Origin of the sequence: Flammeovirga yaeyamensis (assembly GCF_018736045.1) — a bacterium.
Taxonomy (GTDB): Bacteria; Bacteroidota; Bacteroidia; order Cytophagales; family Flammeovirgaceae; genus Flammeovirga; species Flammeovirga yaeyamensis.
The window spans coordinates 1,652,942-1,668,568 of sequence record NZ_CP076133.1 but is presented as its reverse complement, the minus strand read 5'-3'; the positions used below and the strand labels follow the sequence as shown (position 1 = coordinate 1,668,568).

Below are 15,627 nucleotides of genomic sequence, written 5' to 3'. Positions count from 1 at the left end.
AAGTCTTCGACTTATTACTAAAAATTTGATATTTTTTTTTAGAAAGAATAGTTATAAGTCTGGAGACTTTTACAATGCTAAATTCTTAGTGACGCTAACGCTTAACACTAAGAATAGTGGAGTTTAAAAGTAACCTTTATCTAGAAATTTTACAATACTGTAAACCTAGGGTCATTCCTGGGTTGTTTATTTATGATTAAATCGTATCATGAATTTAGAATATCTGCAGTTATAATTCTGAAATTATAAGAATTTATAGTGAGCCTTACTTTTTTCTGATAATGATGAACATAGATGTTCTTTCCTTTTTTTATAAAGTCCTTTTCATCAGATTCTTTGATGATCATAAGTACAAATTTTTCCACCTCATCATTCGATAAATTTATACTTAGTTTCTTATTGATTCTGCCATAAACCAAATCGGTATAACAGATATTGTTTAGAATGTCAGTTTTATATTGAGTCATTTAGAATAGATTAAAAGTTGAAGTATTTCTAAAAATACTTCAACCACTTTGAATTACTTTTTCTTTTATAATCACCAAATTTCTTTGTTGGGAAATATAGTATTGTGGCTAATACCACAGTAGAAACCCAAACATAACCAAGGTGATTAAAACTTAGATATTTTCCTTCAGGGATACCAAAGATAGCCACGGCAATTTTATACAATATCAAAAGAACGTAAAGATGTAGGATGTAAAAAAACATAGGAGCAGATCCAAAAGTCTTTAAAGCATCCGTTATTTTATTTTGTTTGTTTTCAAGGAATGATAATATCAATAATCCAAAACCAATTCCCCACAACAGAAAATCTAGAGAAGGAGGGTATTTTGTGAAATTGACAAAGTCCATGACTGTCTTTAAAATTGTATCTTGAGTTTCCCAATGTAATGTTTCTCCATATAGATTAAATCCACGGAGAATTAATAGAAGTCCCAAACTACCAACTCCAATGAATTGAAGTGTTTTAATTCGATCTTTAGGTGAGTATTTTTCTCCAAAAATTGGCCCAGCAAAATACCCTAATAATATAACACCAATCCAAGGTAAAACAGGGTAGGAGGCTTTGATTTTCAAAAGTTCATTCGGGAAAATAAAACCTCTATCGTGTAGGATAGCCCATAAAGTATATCCAAATTCATCAGGAGAGAAATGAATAGGCGTAAGTGCATTATGTCCAAATACTATTAGGAAACCCAAAATACCAATTACTTTATAAGGGAGGTGTGATAATGCAGCAAGTGTTATCATACTTACACCAATTGCCCAAATTACTTGAAGGTATAAGGTATGATATTCACCAAACCAAGAGAAATTAATGAAGGCTATTTCTATGAAAATAAGGAACAAGCCTCTTTTAAATAAGAAGCTGCTAGCCGATCTTGGATCCTTTCCTCTAGGATTTGCATATAGCCAAGCTGATAAGCCAGTTAGAAATACAAATATGGGAGCAGCAAGGTGAGTTAATATTCTAGAGAAGAATAATCCAGGACTTGTTTCATTGATATCAATTGGGTCTGAGACGGGATAATAATAAAAGAATCGTTCTCTAACATGATCTAATAACATGATAACAATAACCAATCCTCTTAGCACATCTATAGATGTAATTCTACCTTTATTCTTAGTTGTTTTCAGCTCCTTCATTTAGGTTTTAATAGTATAAGAAATGTATTCAGAGAATAAATGTAGACCTATAATAACATAAGTGCAATACCGTCGCATCAATAAATGCTAAGGTTAACATACTTTCAACTTAATCTTCAAGCTTATATTTTAGAGAGGATAATAATCTTTCTTCAAAATCACCAATGATTTGTTCAGCCCAAAAATTAGCATAAATGTTCATTTTAGAATTGATAGAATATTTACAACTTAATATCAATTTCGTTTTATTTTCTGAAAGATGTATCAACTCATATTTAATGTTTTGAAAGGTAAAATAATCGCTTTTAAGAATATGATGATCTGTTGGTGTATTCCTCAGTTTCGAATCATTGATATGAATATCGAATGAAACATTTTCTAGATAATTTATGTTAGAAATACTTTCGTATAATTCTAAATCATCAGAAAAATAACCTATTCGATATTCTTTACCATTTACTGTTTTAATTTCGGATTTTATTGGTCGAGGTACGCCAATATAATTAAAGAACCCTTTTTGATATTCATCTTCTAGAATCTCAGGTACTTCTATTAGATTCGCCCAAACTTCACTTTTAGTTTTTTCTATAATGATACTTGACTCAACATCATACGTTTTGGTGTTATTGGGTATTATTGATTCAATTGGACTAAATATCAATGGTAAAAAAATTATAGAATATAATTTATTGTGATACTTCTTTTTGAGTAATGGAGTAATCAATAATCCAACTAAGCCTGCTACTAATATAAATGGAAAGGCTAGAATTAAAATACAAAGCCAATCTTCAATTCCCTGTGATAAAGTGATAATAAAAAAGAGTATCTGACTCAATACAGGATAAACAATAGTTTTCCATTTTGATAATAATACTTCTTTTCTACCGATAAGAAGTGGAATAACAGAGATTATAATAGGAACAATCCAAAAAAAAGAAATACTATTGATACTGTAATATTTAAATATTTCTATGTCTTCTGATGGATCAAAAAATAATCGCAATAGTAATCCATATAAGGCTCCGGTTAAGATGCCTAAGTATTGTTTGAGTTTCATAGTTAAGTTAGCAAAAATTAAGATTAAATATATTGCTAATTAATAATACATCAAAAGTCTGATAAAATAAAAAAGCCTTCCCAAATACATGATCTGAGAAAGCTTTAGGTAAAAGTTATGAATCTAATGCATAAGTTCTTTCGACAGGCCAACTATCCACGTAGCCTTTTTTCCAATTGCCAAAGCTGAGTTCTTCTTCTGTAACTATGCAATTGTCTAAATCGTATCGTATTTGACCTTCGTTCATATCCTGACCAATAAATACAATTTCATTATTTCTATCTCCAAACGATTCGTCCCAACCATCTTCTATTTGCTGACGGTTTTCAAGAAACGCTACATATTTTAATCTCTTTTCTAGAGGCATATTACTCCACCAAACTCCAGCACTATCCGCTTTTAGAGATCCTCCTGCCTGACTCCAAACGATAGCTTGTTCTGGCCTAGAGGCCAACCAAAACAATCCTTTACTTCGAATTATTGTGCTAGGGAATTGATGTTGAATAAAATTCCAAAAACGATTGGGATCAAAAGGTTTATTGTTTCTATAGACAAAAGAAGAGATTCCATATTCCTCTGTTTCGGGAGTATGTTCTTCCTTATTTAATTCTTCTATCCATCCAGCACTTTGTTCGGCCTCTTCGAAATTGAATAATCCTGTATTTAATATTTCTCTTGGTTCAATTTTGCTATAACTTGTTTCAATGATTTTAGCTGAAGGATTTAACTTTTGAACTGCAGCTTTTAAAACTCCCAAATGTTCTTTATTCACCAAATCCGTTTTATTCAACAAGATCACATTGGCAAACTCAATTTGATCCGTTAATAAATTCACAATCGTTCTAAAATCGCCTTCTATATCGGTTAATTCTCTATCCATCAGCGTTTCTGGACTTCCAAAATCTTTAAAGAAATTGAAAGCATCTACTACTGTTACCATCGTATCGATATAACTAAACTTAGAAAGATCAATACCATTTTCTTCATCAATAAATGAGAATGTTTGTGCAACAGGTACGGGTTCACTAATGCCTGTACTTTCTATCAATAAATAATCGAAACGATCTTCTTTTGCCAGGCGTTCTACCTCGACCATCAAATCTTCTCTAAGAGTACAGCAAATACAACCGTTACTCATTTCGACTAATTTTTCTTCCGTTCTTGATAATGTATTTTCGTTTTTAACTAATTCAGCATCCACATTAACTTCACTCATATCATTTACAATAACAGCGACTTTTAAACTTTCTTTATTATGAAGAATATGATTAAGTAGGGTAGTCTTACCTGCGCCAAGAAATCCACTTAGTACGGTAACAGGGAGTTTATTTTTCATAGTGTTTAGAGTTTCATAGATGTTCTTGACGTAAATGTAGATCTATAATTTTGTAAATGCAATTATGTCGCAAAAACATATTATAAGAACATAGTTTGATGAAACGCTAATCATATTAATTAAAATAAAAAAGTAGAGTGATTATTTCTGAAGTCGTATAAAGTCATCATAAGTTAAGAATTCAACTCCTCTTCGAGTATTTGATATATTATTGGCCATCGACTTTCCTAATAGATCTACTTTTATTCCTCTATATTTTCTTGCACTTCCTTGGAAGATAAAATCCAATTTTGGCCAAACTACTAAAAAGATACCTTGAACTATACCATACCTGTTGGTTGGAGTTAAAATCATGGAAGGTTGGTAGATACTTAAGCTATCGAAATTTAGTGCCGTTAATTCATCAATAAGTTCTCCTTTGGTACGCATATAGTAATTCATCGATTTACTATTAGTTCCAACAGAGGCCAACAAATGAAAATGTTTAACTCCATTGTCCTTACATATTTTAGCAAAGTTGATTACTGCTGTTTTATCAATGGCAATGAATTCTTCTTTAGAGACTTTAGTGGATTCTCCAACCCCTAAAGTACAAATGGCAATATCACAATCGTGTACCTGATCTGCATAAGAAGAAGGTTGATGTATATCGATTTTTACTTGTTCTAAATATGTCGGAATAGTATCAATTTCTACAGGTCTTCTTCCCAAAGATAAAATTCTCGATACATTATTAAAGCTTAGTAATTGTTTTAAAGCTTGAGAACCTACAGCTCCTGTAGCACCTAGAAAAACGACTCTGAAATTGTCTTGCATGGAATAATAATTTAAAATCATATGGTTGATAAATCAATTTACCATATGATTTTAAATATTCTATTATTAATGGAACAATAGTTTTTATTCAACCAATTTATATCGCCCAATATGATCAGTTAAATCACCTCCCAAATATAAATATCCATTGTGTTCCTCTACAGAACTTGCCTCAGAAACAATTTCACCTGTCGGTTCATAATATGTTTTGATGACTTTACCCTCTTCACTTAAATGCATGATCATACCAAAAGATTCTTGTTTCGGTTGTAACCATAATGGAGTAGCATAAATAAGTTTTTTCATGAAGGGTTTCGGTTGAAACTTATCTAATGTATCGTCTCTTCTCGTTGTAAAACCCACCCAAAAACTACCATCAGATCGTTTTGCAATTCCATTTGGAAGACCTGGCAAATTATCTATAAAAATATCGATAGTTCCCTTTTTATCTCCTTTTAGCCAATACCTGATGATTCTGTATTTAGTTAATTCCACCAGTAAAACGAAATCATCATTTTGAGATACGGCCACACCATTTGCAAAATAAGCACCATCGATGAGTGTTTGTGTTACTTTTGTAGAGGGGTTATATCGATAAAGTCCACCATCGGGCTTTACTTCAAAAATAATTTTTCGCGCATGTTTACGGCTGAATTTTACCTTAGAAGAAGTATTAGAAAAGTAGATATTACCATCTTGAGCTATATCAACATCATTTAGCATTAGAAATGGATTATCATTTTCATCCTTTTCGGTCAGGACAGTCAATTTCCCGTTTTTATCAATACTACCTAATCCAATATTTGGAATACAAGCAATAAGATTTTCCTCAGCATCAAAGTCCAAACCAGTTACCCAATTGTGAGGGTTACAGAATTCTGATACTTCACCCAATGTATCAATTTTTAGAATCCTTCCATCTGTAAAATCAGTTGCAGAAACATGGGCACCACAATATAGATTTCCATCTTGATCTACAGCAATATCTTCGGGACCATACCAACCGTTTAAATCAATCCATTCTGTTGAAGCCAATAAATCGTTTTCTTTTAAACTGCCTTTGAGTTCTGGTTTTTGAGGTGGCGTCCAAGCCAAAGGTTGAATAGAACATGCTTGGAAAACGAAGTTCCCGATAAATAATAAAACAGCAATAAGGAAAGAGAAAGTTACTTTTTTTGTCATCATAATTTGTCATCGTTTACGTTGAATGATACACAAATTAAGGGCGATGAAAATTGTTCTGCATTGACTTTTGTTAAGAAGTGGCGATTTGCTTTCTCACCCTACTCAACGATTCGGGGGCAATACCTAAATAAGTAGCAATTTGATGTTGAGGTACTCCTGTGACAATCTTTTTATCATGACTATCGATAAAATCAAGATACTTTTCTTTAGCAGTTAAGCTTTGCATTTTTCTTGTTCTATCGATAATGCATAAATAATTTTTCTCTGCGATAATTCTACCTAATTTTTCAAATTTAGAATCGTATGCATATAGTGCTTTCATGGTGTCAAATGAGATAGAGTAGAGCACACAATCGTTAATGGCTTCTAAAAATTCAATACTTGGTGTTTGAGTAATAAAGCTTGAATAGACCGTAATAAACTGACCTTCACAAGCAAAATATGTATTGATTTCCTTGCTGTCTTGAAGGTAATAGGTGCGAAGTAAACCTTTATCAATAAAGAAAATGCTATCGACAATTTTCTCTTGGTTGACAATGATAGACTTCGCTTTATATTCGTGTCTTACTAATTTACTTTCAAGAAATTCAAATTCGGAATCAGACAGTTGGATGAGGTGAGATAGGGATGTTTTGAGTTGTTTCATTTTGTTTACCAAAGGTTCTTGGTACTAATAATAATTACAACTCTAAGTTATCACTTTTTTCTCATCAATCTTTTGATGATGAAGCTTATTTAATTATTTATAAAGATCAATTCGATACTACTTTGAGCCCGACAATAGAAGCTATTAAAGTAGAAATAAAGAATATCCTCCAAAAAGTAGCAGGTTCGTTAAAAACTAAAATACCAACTATTACGGTTCCCACAGCACCAATACCCGTCCATACACCATAAGCTGTACCAATGGGTAATACTTGGGTCACTTTTACTAATAGTAACATGCTGATGCTAAGGCAAATTCCAAAACCAATATACCAATAGATCATTTCAGTTCCAGTGGTTTCTTTGGCTTTACCCAAACATGCGGCAAAGGCTGTTTCGAATAGCCCTGCAATAATTAAGAGTATCCAATTCATAAGTAGAAGAATTTAATCATTATTAAAATTAATGATTCTAATGATAACTGAAAATAATTGTTTTTTCGAACAAAGATTTTGAGATTAAAAGATCAAGATCTCTTAATAAATTTAAACTCAAACAATTTTAACGTGTGTAGTGAATACACTTATCAAAATAGTTTTAATTTTGCTATTGAAATGACTCATCACTTAAATAATATATAATTTACTGCCAATAGAATTACTAACGTTTACAATGAACGAACTAACCAACTTTAAGAATTTCTACCTGAAGCATTATTCCCACCTATGTGCATATGCCTTCCAATTTCTGAAATCAAAAGATTTGAGCGAAGACGTAGTGCAAGAAGTTTTTGTGCAATTGTATGAGAAGCACGAAACTTTGGCTGATATTGCACAGCCGGATCAATATATTTTTCGTGCAGTAAAGTTTAAATGTTTGGATGTTGTAAGACATCATCAGTTGGTTCATGAAAAAGCGAATAAGATTGAATCTACTTATTATGGTAGTAAAGAGTACAACGATTCTACTTTAGAAATGAAAGAATTAAATGCACAAATCGATCAATGTTTTGATGCTATGCCCGATCAATACAGTGAACCTTTATACATGGCTAAATTTTTATCGAAAAAAAATCGAGAAATCGCTGAGGTACTCGATAAAACTCCTAAACAGATTGAAAATGCGATATATAGAGGTTTAGTTCAACTAAAAAAATGCCTAAAAGACCTTAGCTGTGAGGTAATTTAAAAACTAAAATAATGTTAAATATGATTTTCAAGTGAGGGAATTGAAAAGCTGAACCGATTTAAATGTGAAAATGACAACTAATACAGAACATATCGAACAACTTATCCTTAAAGGGATTCAAGGCAGGGCAAACTCTTCGGAGGAAAAAGCTTTGACAGAATGGAGAACAGCTGCTCCAGAAAACGAAGCTTGGTACCATGACTTGAATGCCACTTGGAATGATTTAGACGATTATGTTCCCGAGTTTGATGCCCACAAAGGTTGGGAATCATTCTTAGAGAAAAAGCCTGAGAAAACACCTAAAGCTATTTGGAACGTATGGCTTAAAGTAGCATCGGTGGCAGCCTGTATTACATTGGGTATTCTTATGTATGCCAATCATAATTTTACTTCACCTATCGAAAGACATCAAGAGGTCGTTTGGACAACAGACGATGGAGATATTATTCCTTTGGAACAAATCGCAGATGCATCTTCATCAATTAAAAATGAGGAAGTTACGATCAACGTTTTAGATTACAATAATCGAAAACTAGAAGATACAGAAGTGATTGTTCCTAAAGGGAAAAGAGTGAAATTATTACTCGAAGATGGTAGTAAAGTTTGGCTTTCTGCTGAAACAAAATTCAAATTCCCTACTTCTTTCAAAGGTCAGAGAGAAAGAGTAGTGGAAGTAAATGGTGAGGCATTTTTTGATGTCAGCAGAAATGAGCAACAACCTTTTAGAGTAAAGAGTACATCGACAGATATTGTCGTATTAGGAACTAAATTCAATGTAGATAACATGTCCGATAACATTGATCAGACGACTTTGGTGAGTGGTAAGGTAAACATCGAAATGCAAGGGAAAAAGACAGCAGAATTGTCGCCTTCCGATCAGTTTACTTTAAAAGGAAAAGAATGGACATTAAAAGAAGTGGATACCTCGGCTTATGTAGCATGGACAAAAGGAAGTTTACTCTTTGATGATATTTCTTTCCCAGATCTTGAAAAGAAGTTGGAGAGATGGTATGGAGTCGTTATCACCAATAACAACAAAACGTTGCAGCAACAAAGATTTAGCGGAGAATTTGATAAAAATGATGATATCGAAAGTGTATTGTCATTATTAAAATCCTCCAATAACATCAATTATTCTATTAAGAATAACATCGTAAATATTTACTAAACTACACTTGGCGGAGGTAGTTCCGCCATCACTTTCGGTTTCAAACTAACTGATATCTAACGATTGAAACCCCTGTTAAACTTAACGAGCAAGATTAAATTATTACTTATTTAACCTAATCGCTCTGATTATTCAACACTTCAGCTAATCAGAAAAGAATAGTTATGAAATGGAACTTTAACAATTTGAGCCAATTCCAATCTAATTGTCGAATTGGTACTAGGAAAGCTATTACCTCGGTATTGGTAGCATCACTTTTAGGGGGAGCCCCACTAACGACTTTAGCCAACGACTTTGATACAGTCCTTGAGCAAGGTCAGACGTTGAAATCTGCTTTTAAAGAGGTAAGAGAAAAAACGGGCTATAAGATTTTTTACAATTCCAGTGATGTAAATGTAGCACTCACGACAGATTTTGATTATCAAGAGGCATCGATAGAGGAGATCATGACCTCAGTTTTAAGAGATACGGGATTGTCATTTAAAATCATCGGTGATCAGGTACTGGTTTTTAAAGCAGTAGCTGAAAACGAAGTTTCTATAATGACTTTAGATCAAGAGAAACGTCAAGTATCAGGTACAATTACTGATGAAACAGATTTCCCATTGCCAGGTGTAAACGTGGTGATAAAAGGAAGGGATAAAGGAGCAATTACTGATTTAGAAGGTAAGTTCAATTTAAATGTTTCTGATGAAGATGTGCTTGTATTTAGCTTCGTTGGTTACATCGATCAGGAAGTAAAAGTAGGAACACAATCTGTAATTAATATCAAATTGCAACCACAAGTAGACGAGCTTGAAGAAGTGGTGGTTACTGCATTTGGTATTGAGAAAGAGAAGAAATCAATTGGTTATTCAGTTCAGGAAGTAAAACAAGATGAATTAACTGATACAAGAACGACTAACCTTGGAGCGAACCTTTCAGGTAAGATTGCTGGTGTACAAGTGAACCCATCTGGTGGTTTGGGTGGATCAGTATCTGTTCGTGTTCGTGGATCGAGTTCAATTTCTGGTAATAACGAACCTCTTTGGGTAGTGGATGGTGTGCCGATCAATAGTCAGAGTATGAATCAGATTTCTAACCCAGATGACGGACCAGAATGGGGTGGATCTATTGCCGATGGTGGTGTATCTGATATCAACCCTGAAGATATTGAAAGTATTTCAGTACTGAAAGGACCAAACGCCGCAGCCTTATATGGTTCTCGTGCCCAAAACGGTGCGATTATCATTACTACTAAAAAAGGTAAAGCACAGAAAGGAGTGAAGGTAGAGTACAATGCCAACGTTATGTTCGAGCAGGTACAATCTTTCTACAATATGCAAGATACTTACGGTCAAGGTACCAATGGACAAGTAGATACAAATGCAATGGGTAGCTGGGGAGCACCAATGGACGGACAAATGGTTCAAAGTTGGGTAGATCCTTCATTGCAAACACCTTACTCTGTGAATAACCAATGGGAAGATTATTTCCAAACAGGTTCTTCTGTAGCGAATAACGTGGCAGTTTCTGGTGGTAATGATCTAGCAACTTTCAGAGTATCGTTTATGGATCAAAGAACGAATGGTATTTTCCCATCTCAATCGCTAAATAAAAACTCTATTGATTTCCAAGGTGGTTTAAAAACAGATAAGTTTACTTTGAATGGTAAGTTTAACTACATCAGCCATAGAGAAGAAGGTTCTCCTGCCCAAGGTTATAATGGTACGGTGAATCAGTTTGTTCAAATGCCAAGAAGTATTCAGACAAACGATATCAAAAACAATTACATACATCCAGTGTACGGTCATCAGTTGAACTGGTCAGGATTATCTTCTCAATATATTAACCCTTACTGGCAAGATTATAATGCCTCAATAAACAATGCAGAGAGAGATCGCTTCGTAACTATGTTATCGGCTGGATATCAATTTAATGATTGGTTGAGTTTATCTGCTAAATCTGGTTTGGATTACTATGCAGAGAGAAGAGAGACAAGAGACCTTCCATCAAACGAAACTATGACGGATAAGAAGTACATTCTTGATCAATACAATGTGATGGAAATGAACTCGGACGTGATGCTAAATGCGAATAAACAATTTGGTGATTGGGGTGTGAGTGCTAGTATTGGTGCCAACAATATGTATCAACAGCGTTCTGGAATGGGTAACGAAGGTATCGGACAAATTGTACCTGGATTATGGTCAATTCCTAACTCAATGGCCGTTGTGAACAGACAATCGTTCTACGAGAAATCGATCCAATCGGTCTTCGCTTTTGGTCAGTTTAGCTTTAGAAACTATGTATTCTTAGACTGGACAGCACGTAATGACTGGTCGTCGACACTTCCTGCTGAAAACAGATCGTATTTCTATCCATCAATTGCAGGTTCTTTAGTAGTAAGCGACATGCTGGAAGATTTGAATACGAAGCTTCCAGATTGGATGACGTATTTGAAAGTGAGAGCTGCAGTTGCAAAAGTGGGTAATGATACTGATCCATATATGTTGGCAGGTACTTACAGAGTGCAACAAGGTGCAGGTGGTCCTTTGGTAGAGGCTCCTTTACAGATGCCACTAGAAGGATTGATGCCGGAAGAAACCGTATCAAAAGAAGCGGGTGCAGAGATGAGATTCTTTAATAACCGTGTGTACATGGACTTTACGGTGTATCAATCGAATACATTCAACCAAATCTTAACAGTTCCAATGACATCGTCTTCAGGATATTCTCATAAGATTATTAATGCTGGTGATGTTGAAAACAGAGGTTTTGAATTCATGATGAACGTGACTGCTATTGAAAAAGATAATTTTAAATGGGATATCGGGATGAACTTCTCTAAGAACAGAACTTATGTAAATCAGTTAGCTGATGGTGTAGAGACGTATGAAATGGCTTCTGTAAATGGTGTGACAATCGTTGCTCAAGAAGGTCAGGATTACGGTAACATTAGATCAACAAGATCATTTGTTTATGATGAAAACGGAAACAAAATGATTGGAGACGATGGTCTGCCGTTAACATCAAATACTCCGGAAGTAATTGGTAATATCCAGCCTGATTTTATGGGATCTATCAATACATCAGTTCAATATAAAAACTGGTCATTGAGAGCTCAAATCGATTATAAGAAAGGTGGAGAGATTTATTCTTACACAGATGCAATTGGGTCACTTCAAGGTACTGGAGAAAGAACATTGGCAGGTCGGGATGGAACAATGGTAGTTGAAGGCGTAAATGCTGAAACAGGTCAACCAAACGATGTGCAGATTTCTTCTGAACAATATTGGAACCATGAAGGTGGAGCGAATGCAGTAGGATCTGAGTTTATCTACGATGCAAGTTATGTATCACTTAGAGAGTTGTCGGTAGGTTATAGCTTGCCATCTGCTTGGTTGCAGAACATGTTCTTAGAAAAAGTAAGAGTATCGGCAGTAGGTAGAAACTTATTCTACTTCAAAACGAACATGCCGGGTACATCACCAGAATCTTATGCAGGTCCAACAGATGGATACAGAGGTATTGAGATGGGTGGATATCCAATGACAAGAAACTTTGGTTTTAACGTGAATGTTGTATTCTAAGCTTAAGAAATCATGATCAAAAATTTAAATAAATATATCGCTTTATTTCTTTGTGCAATTGCCTTCTCTTGTACAGATAAATTCGACGAAATGAACACCAATCCGGTAGAGCCAACAGAGATTCCACCGAACATGGCGATTGGTAACTTGCTAGTTAACGGTAACATTGCAGAATGGTCGCGTTACCAACAAGCTTACACATTATACTCTAGTTTATATTCTCAATATTTTGCGAATACGACCAATTACTTCTCATCTGGTCGTTACATCATGAACTTGGGATGGATCGATTATGGTTACTTCCGTACGCAATATTGGGAAGCAACTCGTATGTATGATGATATTAAAAAGTATTCCAAGAAATATCCGGGTTACGATAATCATTATTGGATAGCGAGAATTCAATACGAATTATCATCGGCTAGAACGACGGATCAGATTGGTGATATGCCATATACTGAAGGTGGTCGTGGTTATGATTATCCAAAATATGATTCTCAAGAATTTATTTACAATAGTGTCTTGAATGGATTAGACTCTGCTTACATTATGTTAGGTCAGTTTACTGATCAAGCTAGCTATGGGTCTGAGGATGTAATCTATGGTGGAGATCTTCAAAAGTGGAAACAATTAGCTAACTCATTGATGTTGCGTTATGCAGTTCGTGTAAGTAAAGTTGATCCAGAATTGGGAAGAAAGTATGGAACGTTAGCTTTATCAAGAGATTTGATGGCCTCTAATTCTGATAATGCGTCGGTGATGACAGATCCACATAGTTACATGAGAGGTCACCCTTTATTTGAAGTGGCTTGGTGGAATGAATTCAGAATGAGTAGAACGATGCAAAAGCAATTGACAGAGACGAGTTCTACAATCACTGACCCGAGAATGTATTTATACTTCACTAAAGTGACTCATAATGATGTAAACGAAGAAACACTTCAGAGTTATATCAAACTAAATGAAGAGGGACGTTTGACTGATTTTAATTATGCAAAAAACTTAAATGACGAAAATCTATATACTGTATCCTTCTACAAAGGTGTTGAAAATGGTTTGCCAGCCAACGAAATTCCAGCTTTAGGAAATAACCCTGGTGATAACTGTAACATCGGACCAATGTTTAACAACGATTCACGTTACAAAATCATGAGTTATGCTGAAGTATGTTTCTTAAAAGCAGAGGCAGCCTACTTAGGTTGGGGAGGTAATGCAGAAGCAGCTTACCAAGAAGGTATCCGAGCATCTTGGGAGTACTTGAGTTCCCTTTCAGAAACTCAAAACTTCTTATCAGGAGCTGACCCTGCAAAAATGGATATCGAAGAGTACATCAAAGGTCTTCCAACATTTACAGGTGCTGAAATACAAAACATCCAAACTCAAAAATGGATTGCTAACTACCCTGATGGTTGTGAGGCTTGGGCAGAAGTAAGAAGAACTGACTTCCCTAAGTTAATGCCAATCAAACAAAATGATTCTGGCATCAACTTAACCAACGGGTTCATTAAAAAACTTCCATACACAGAATCAGAAATTACTATTAATGCAAGAAACGCTTTAGACCCGAATAACAACCAAGGTCAAGGTGATGGTATTGATGTGAGTGTTTGGTGGGACGTGGACTAACTGTGGGTTATTTGAGAGTTTAGGGGAGGAGGAGAATTTCTTCTTCCTTAAAAGCTTTGAAAAATGAAAAGTTAAAAATGAAAAACGTGAAATGTTAGGGGGACGTTCATTTTGGTTTGTAGGCGAAGATAGTATGTTAATTAACAGAGCTTATGAATAAAATATACCTTTAGCTTGATAATTAAAGTAAATTTATAACTGTAAAGCTTCATACTTCTCCAAAATATCACAACTAACTACGTTTTTCATTTTTAACTTTTCATTTTTAATTTAAAATACAATTACGAAATGAGATCTTTAATTACTTATCTAATTCTTTTACTTGGAGTGACGAATCTAGTTGCTCAAAATCCTATTAAAATTGGGGTGGCGGGCATGACTCACGGTCACGTACATGGTTTGTTAGGTGATAAAAACAATAAGGATATTGTTATTGTTGGAATTGCTGAATCAAATACTGAATTGGTAGATCGTTATCAAAAAATGTATGGTATTGATCAATCAATAATGTATTCGGATTTGGAAGAAATGTTAGATAAGACAAAGCCAGATGCTGTTCTTGGTTTTGGTAATATCTACGATCATCTAAAAATTGTTGAATTGTGTGCTCCAAGAGGAATTCATGTGATGGTTGAAAAACCGTTAGCTGTAAACATGGATCATGCTAAGAAAATGAAAGCGTTAGCAGATAAGTATAAGATTGAATTATTAACCAACTATGAAACTACTTGGTATGGATCACATGAAAAACTATACGAAGAGGTACAGAAAGGCGCTGTTGGTGAGGTAAAGAAAGTGATGGTGAATGATGGTCATAAAGGCCCGAAGAAGATTGGTGTGGAGAAAGAATTTTTAAGCTGGTTGACTGACCCTAAATTAAATGGAGGTGGTGCTATTATAGATTTCGGTTGCTATGGTGCTAATCTGATGACGTGGTTAAATAAAGGTGAAAAACCGCTAAGTGTAACGGCTGTTACCTCACAACTTCAGAAAGAAAATAATCCAAATGTAGATGATGAATCCATTATCATCTTAAAATACAAAGATCAAGTTGGGGTAGTGCAAGGTTCTTGGAACTGGCCAATTGGTAGAAAAGATATGGAAGTGTATGGTGAGAAGGGAGTGATTACGGCGGAGAATCATCAAGATGTGAACATCAAAATATCTACTGGATACAATACATATGACCGTGAAGATTTTCATATCAAAGAGAGGTCATACCCATACAATAACCCATTTTCCTACTTTGCTGCTATCATCAATAAAGAAATTAAAGTGACTCCCTACAACTTATCCTCTTTAGAGAATAACATGATTGTAGTGGAGATCTTAGACGCGGCTAGAAAGAGTGCTAAAAGCCATAAAGAAATAAAACTAAACTAAT

At 34.5% G+C, this 15,627-nt stretch carries 13 protein-coding genes; 5 read left to right on the top strand and 8 right to left on the bottom strand.

The features are described from left to right. Positions 1-206: 206 nt before the first annotated feature. From KMW28_RS26425 to KMW28_RS26390, 8 genes are all read right to left on the bottom strand, one after another. On the bottom strand, positions 207-467 hold the full coding sequence (locus KMW28_RS26425; protein WP_066215206.1) for a DUF3781 domain-containing protein: 261 nt from the start codon (positions 465-467) through the stop codon (positions 207-209). 28 nt (positions 468-495) lie between these two features. Continuing rightward, the gene (locus KMW28_RS26420) at positions 496-1,650 is read right to left on the bottom strand and encodes a DUF1624 domain-containing protein (protein ID WP_169663895.1); all 1,155 of its coding nucleotides are present in this window, start codon (positions 1,648-1,650) and stop codon (positions 496-498) included. A gap of 109 nt (positions 1,651-1,759) precedes the next feature. Beyond that, positions 1,760-2,707 carry a hypothetical protein gene (locus KMW28_RS26415; RefSeq protein WP_169663894.1) on the bottom strand — a complete coding sequence of 316 codons (948 nt, stop codon included), beginning with the start codon at positions 2,705-2,707 and terminating at the stop codon, positions 1,760-1,762. A 115-nt stretch (positions 2,708-2,822) separates the two neighbouring features. Continuing rightward, complete coding sequence (locus KMW28_RS26410) at positions 2,823-4,043, bottom strand: GTP-binding protein (RefSeq protein WP_169663893.1); 1,221 nt, start codon at positions 4,041-4,043, stop codon at positions 2,823-2,825. Positions 4,044-4,184: 141 nt separating this feature from the next. Then, positions 4,185-4,859, bottom strand: a complete 675-nt coding sequence (locus tag KMW28_RS26405; RefSeq protein ID WP_169663892.1) for an NAD(P)H-binding protein — start codon at positions 4,857-4,859, stop codon at positions 4,185-4,187. Positions 4,860-4,943: 84 nt separating this feature from the next. Continuing rightward, the gene (locus tag KMW28_RS26400) at positions 4,944-6,044 is read right to left on the bottom strand and encodes an SMP-30/gluconolactonase/LRE family protein (RefSeq protein ID WP_169663891.1); all 1,101 of its coding nucleotides are present in this window, start codon (positions 6,042-6,044) and stop codon (positions 4,944-4,946) included. A gap of 70 nt (positions 6,045-6,114) precedes the next feature. After that, positions 6,115-6,690: a Crp/Fnr family transcriptional regulator gene (locus tag KMW28_RS26395; protein WP_169663890.1), complete on the bottom strand. Its 576-nt coding sequence runs from the start codon at positions 6,688-6,690 to the stop codon at positions 6,115-6,117. Positions 6,691-6,796: 106 nt separating this feature from the next. After that, on the bottom strand, positions 6,797-7,123 hold the full coding sequence (locus KMW28_RS26390; protein WP_169663889.1) for a DMT family transporter: 327 nt from the start codon (positions 7,121-7,123) through the stop codon (positions 6,797-6,799). A gap of 238 nt (positions 7,124-7,361) precedes the next feature. Here KMW28_RS26390 and KMW28_RS26385 point away from each other — a divergent pair, with 238 nt between their 5' ends. The 5 genes from KMW28_RS26385 to KMW28_RS26365 all read left to right on the top strand — a co-directional run bounded on the left by KMW28_RS26385 (position 7,362) and on the right by KMW28_RS26365 (position 15,626). Next, entirely contained in the window at positions 7,362-7,877 is a 516-nt protein-coding gene (locus KMW28_RS26385; RefSeq protein WP_169663888.1) for a sigma-70 family RNA polymerase sigma factor, read from the top strand. A 70-nt stretch (positions 7,878-7,947) separates the two neighbouring features. After that, positions 7,948-9,045, top strand: coding sequence for a FecR family protein (locus KMW28_RS26380; RefSeq protein WP_169663887.1), 1,098 nt, complete (start codon positions 7,948-7,950; stop codon positions 9,043-9,045). A gap of 164 nt (positions 9,046-9,209) precedes the next feature. Next, entirely contained in the window at positions 9,210-12,617 is a 3,408-nt protein-coding gene (locus KMW28_RS26375; RefSeq protein ID WP_169663886.1) for a SusC/RagA family TonB-linked outer membrane protein, read from the top strand. Positions 12,618-12,629: 12 nt separating this feature from the next. After that, on the top strand, positions 12,630-14,243 hold the full coding sequence (locus tag KMW28_RS26370; RefSeq protein ID WP_169663885.1) for a SusD/RagB family nutrient-binding outer membrane lipoprotein: 1,614 nt from the start codon (positions 12,630-12,632) through the stop codon (positions 14,241-14,243). Positions 14,244-14,531: 288 nt separating this feature from the next. Further along, positions 14,532-15,626, top strand: coding sequence for a Gfo/Idh/MocA family protein (locus tag KMW28_RS26365; RefSeq protein ID WP_169663884.1), 1,095 nt, complete (start codon positions 14,532-14,534; stop codon positions 15,624-15,626). Position 15,627: the final 1 nt, after the last annotated feature.

Bases quoted from the DNA above. Each gene is read 5' to 3' on its own strand.
- KMW28_RS26425 (WP_066215206.1), bottom strand. From the start codon at position 467: ATGACTCAATATAAAACTGACATTCTAAACAATATCTGTTATACCGAT.
- KMW28_RS26420 (WP_169663895.1), bottom strand. From the start codon at position 1,650: ATGAAGGAGCTGAAAACAACTAAGAATAAAGGTAGAATTACATCTATA.
- KMW28_RS26415 (WP_169663894.1), bottom strand. From the start codon at position 2,707: ATGAAACTCAAACAATACTTAGGCATCTTAACCGGAGCCTTATATGGA.
- KMW28_RS26410 (WP_169663893.1), bottom strand. From the start codon at position 4,043: ATGAAAAATAAACTCCCTGTTACCGTACTAAGTGGATTTCTTGGCGCA.
- KMW28_RS26405 (WP_169663892.1), bottom strand. From the start codon at position 4,859: ATGCAAGACAATTTCAGAGTCGTTTTTCTAGGTGCTACAGGAGCTGTA.
- KMW28_RS26400 (WP_169663891.1), bottom strand. From the start codon at position 6,044: ATGATGACAAAAAAAGTAACTTTCTCTTTCCTTATTGCTGTTTTATTA.
- KMW28_RS26395 (WP_169663890.1), bottom strand. From the start codon at position 6,690: ATGAAACAACTCAAAACATCCCTATCTCACCTCATCCAACTGTCTGAT.
- KMW28_RS26390 (WP_169663889.1), bottom strand. From the start codon at position 7,123: ATGAATTGGATACTCTTAATTATTGCAGGGCTATTCGAAACAGCCTTT.
- KMW28_RS26385 (WP_169663888.1), top strand. From the start codon at position 7,362: ATGAACGAACTAACCAACTTTAAGAATTTCTACCTGAAGCATTATTCC.
- KMW28_RS26380 (WP_169663887.1), top strand. From the start codon at position 7,948: ATGACAACTAATACAGAACATATCGAACAACTTATCCTTAAAGGGATT.
- KMW28_RS26375 (WP_169663886.1), top strand. From the start codon at position 9,210: ATGAAATGGAACTTTAACAATTTGAGCCAATTCCAATCTAATTGTCGA.
- KMW28_RS26370 (WP_169663885.1), top strand. From the start codon at position 12,630: ATGATCAAAAATTTAAATAAATATATCGCTTTATTTCTTTGTGCAATT.
- KMW28_RS26365 (WP_169663884.1), top strand. From the start codon at position 14,532: ATGAGATCTTTAATTACTTATCTAATTCTTTTACTTGGAGTGACGAAT.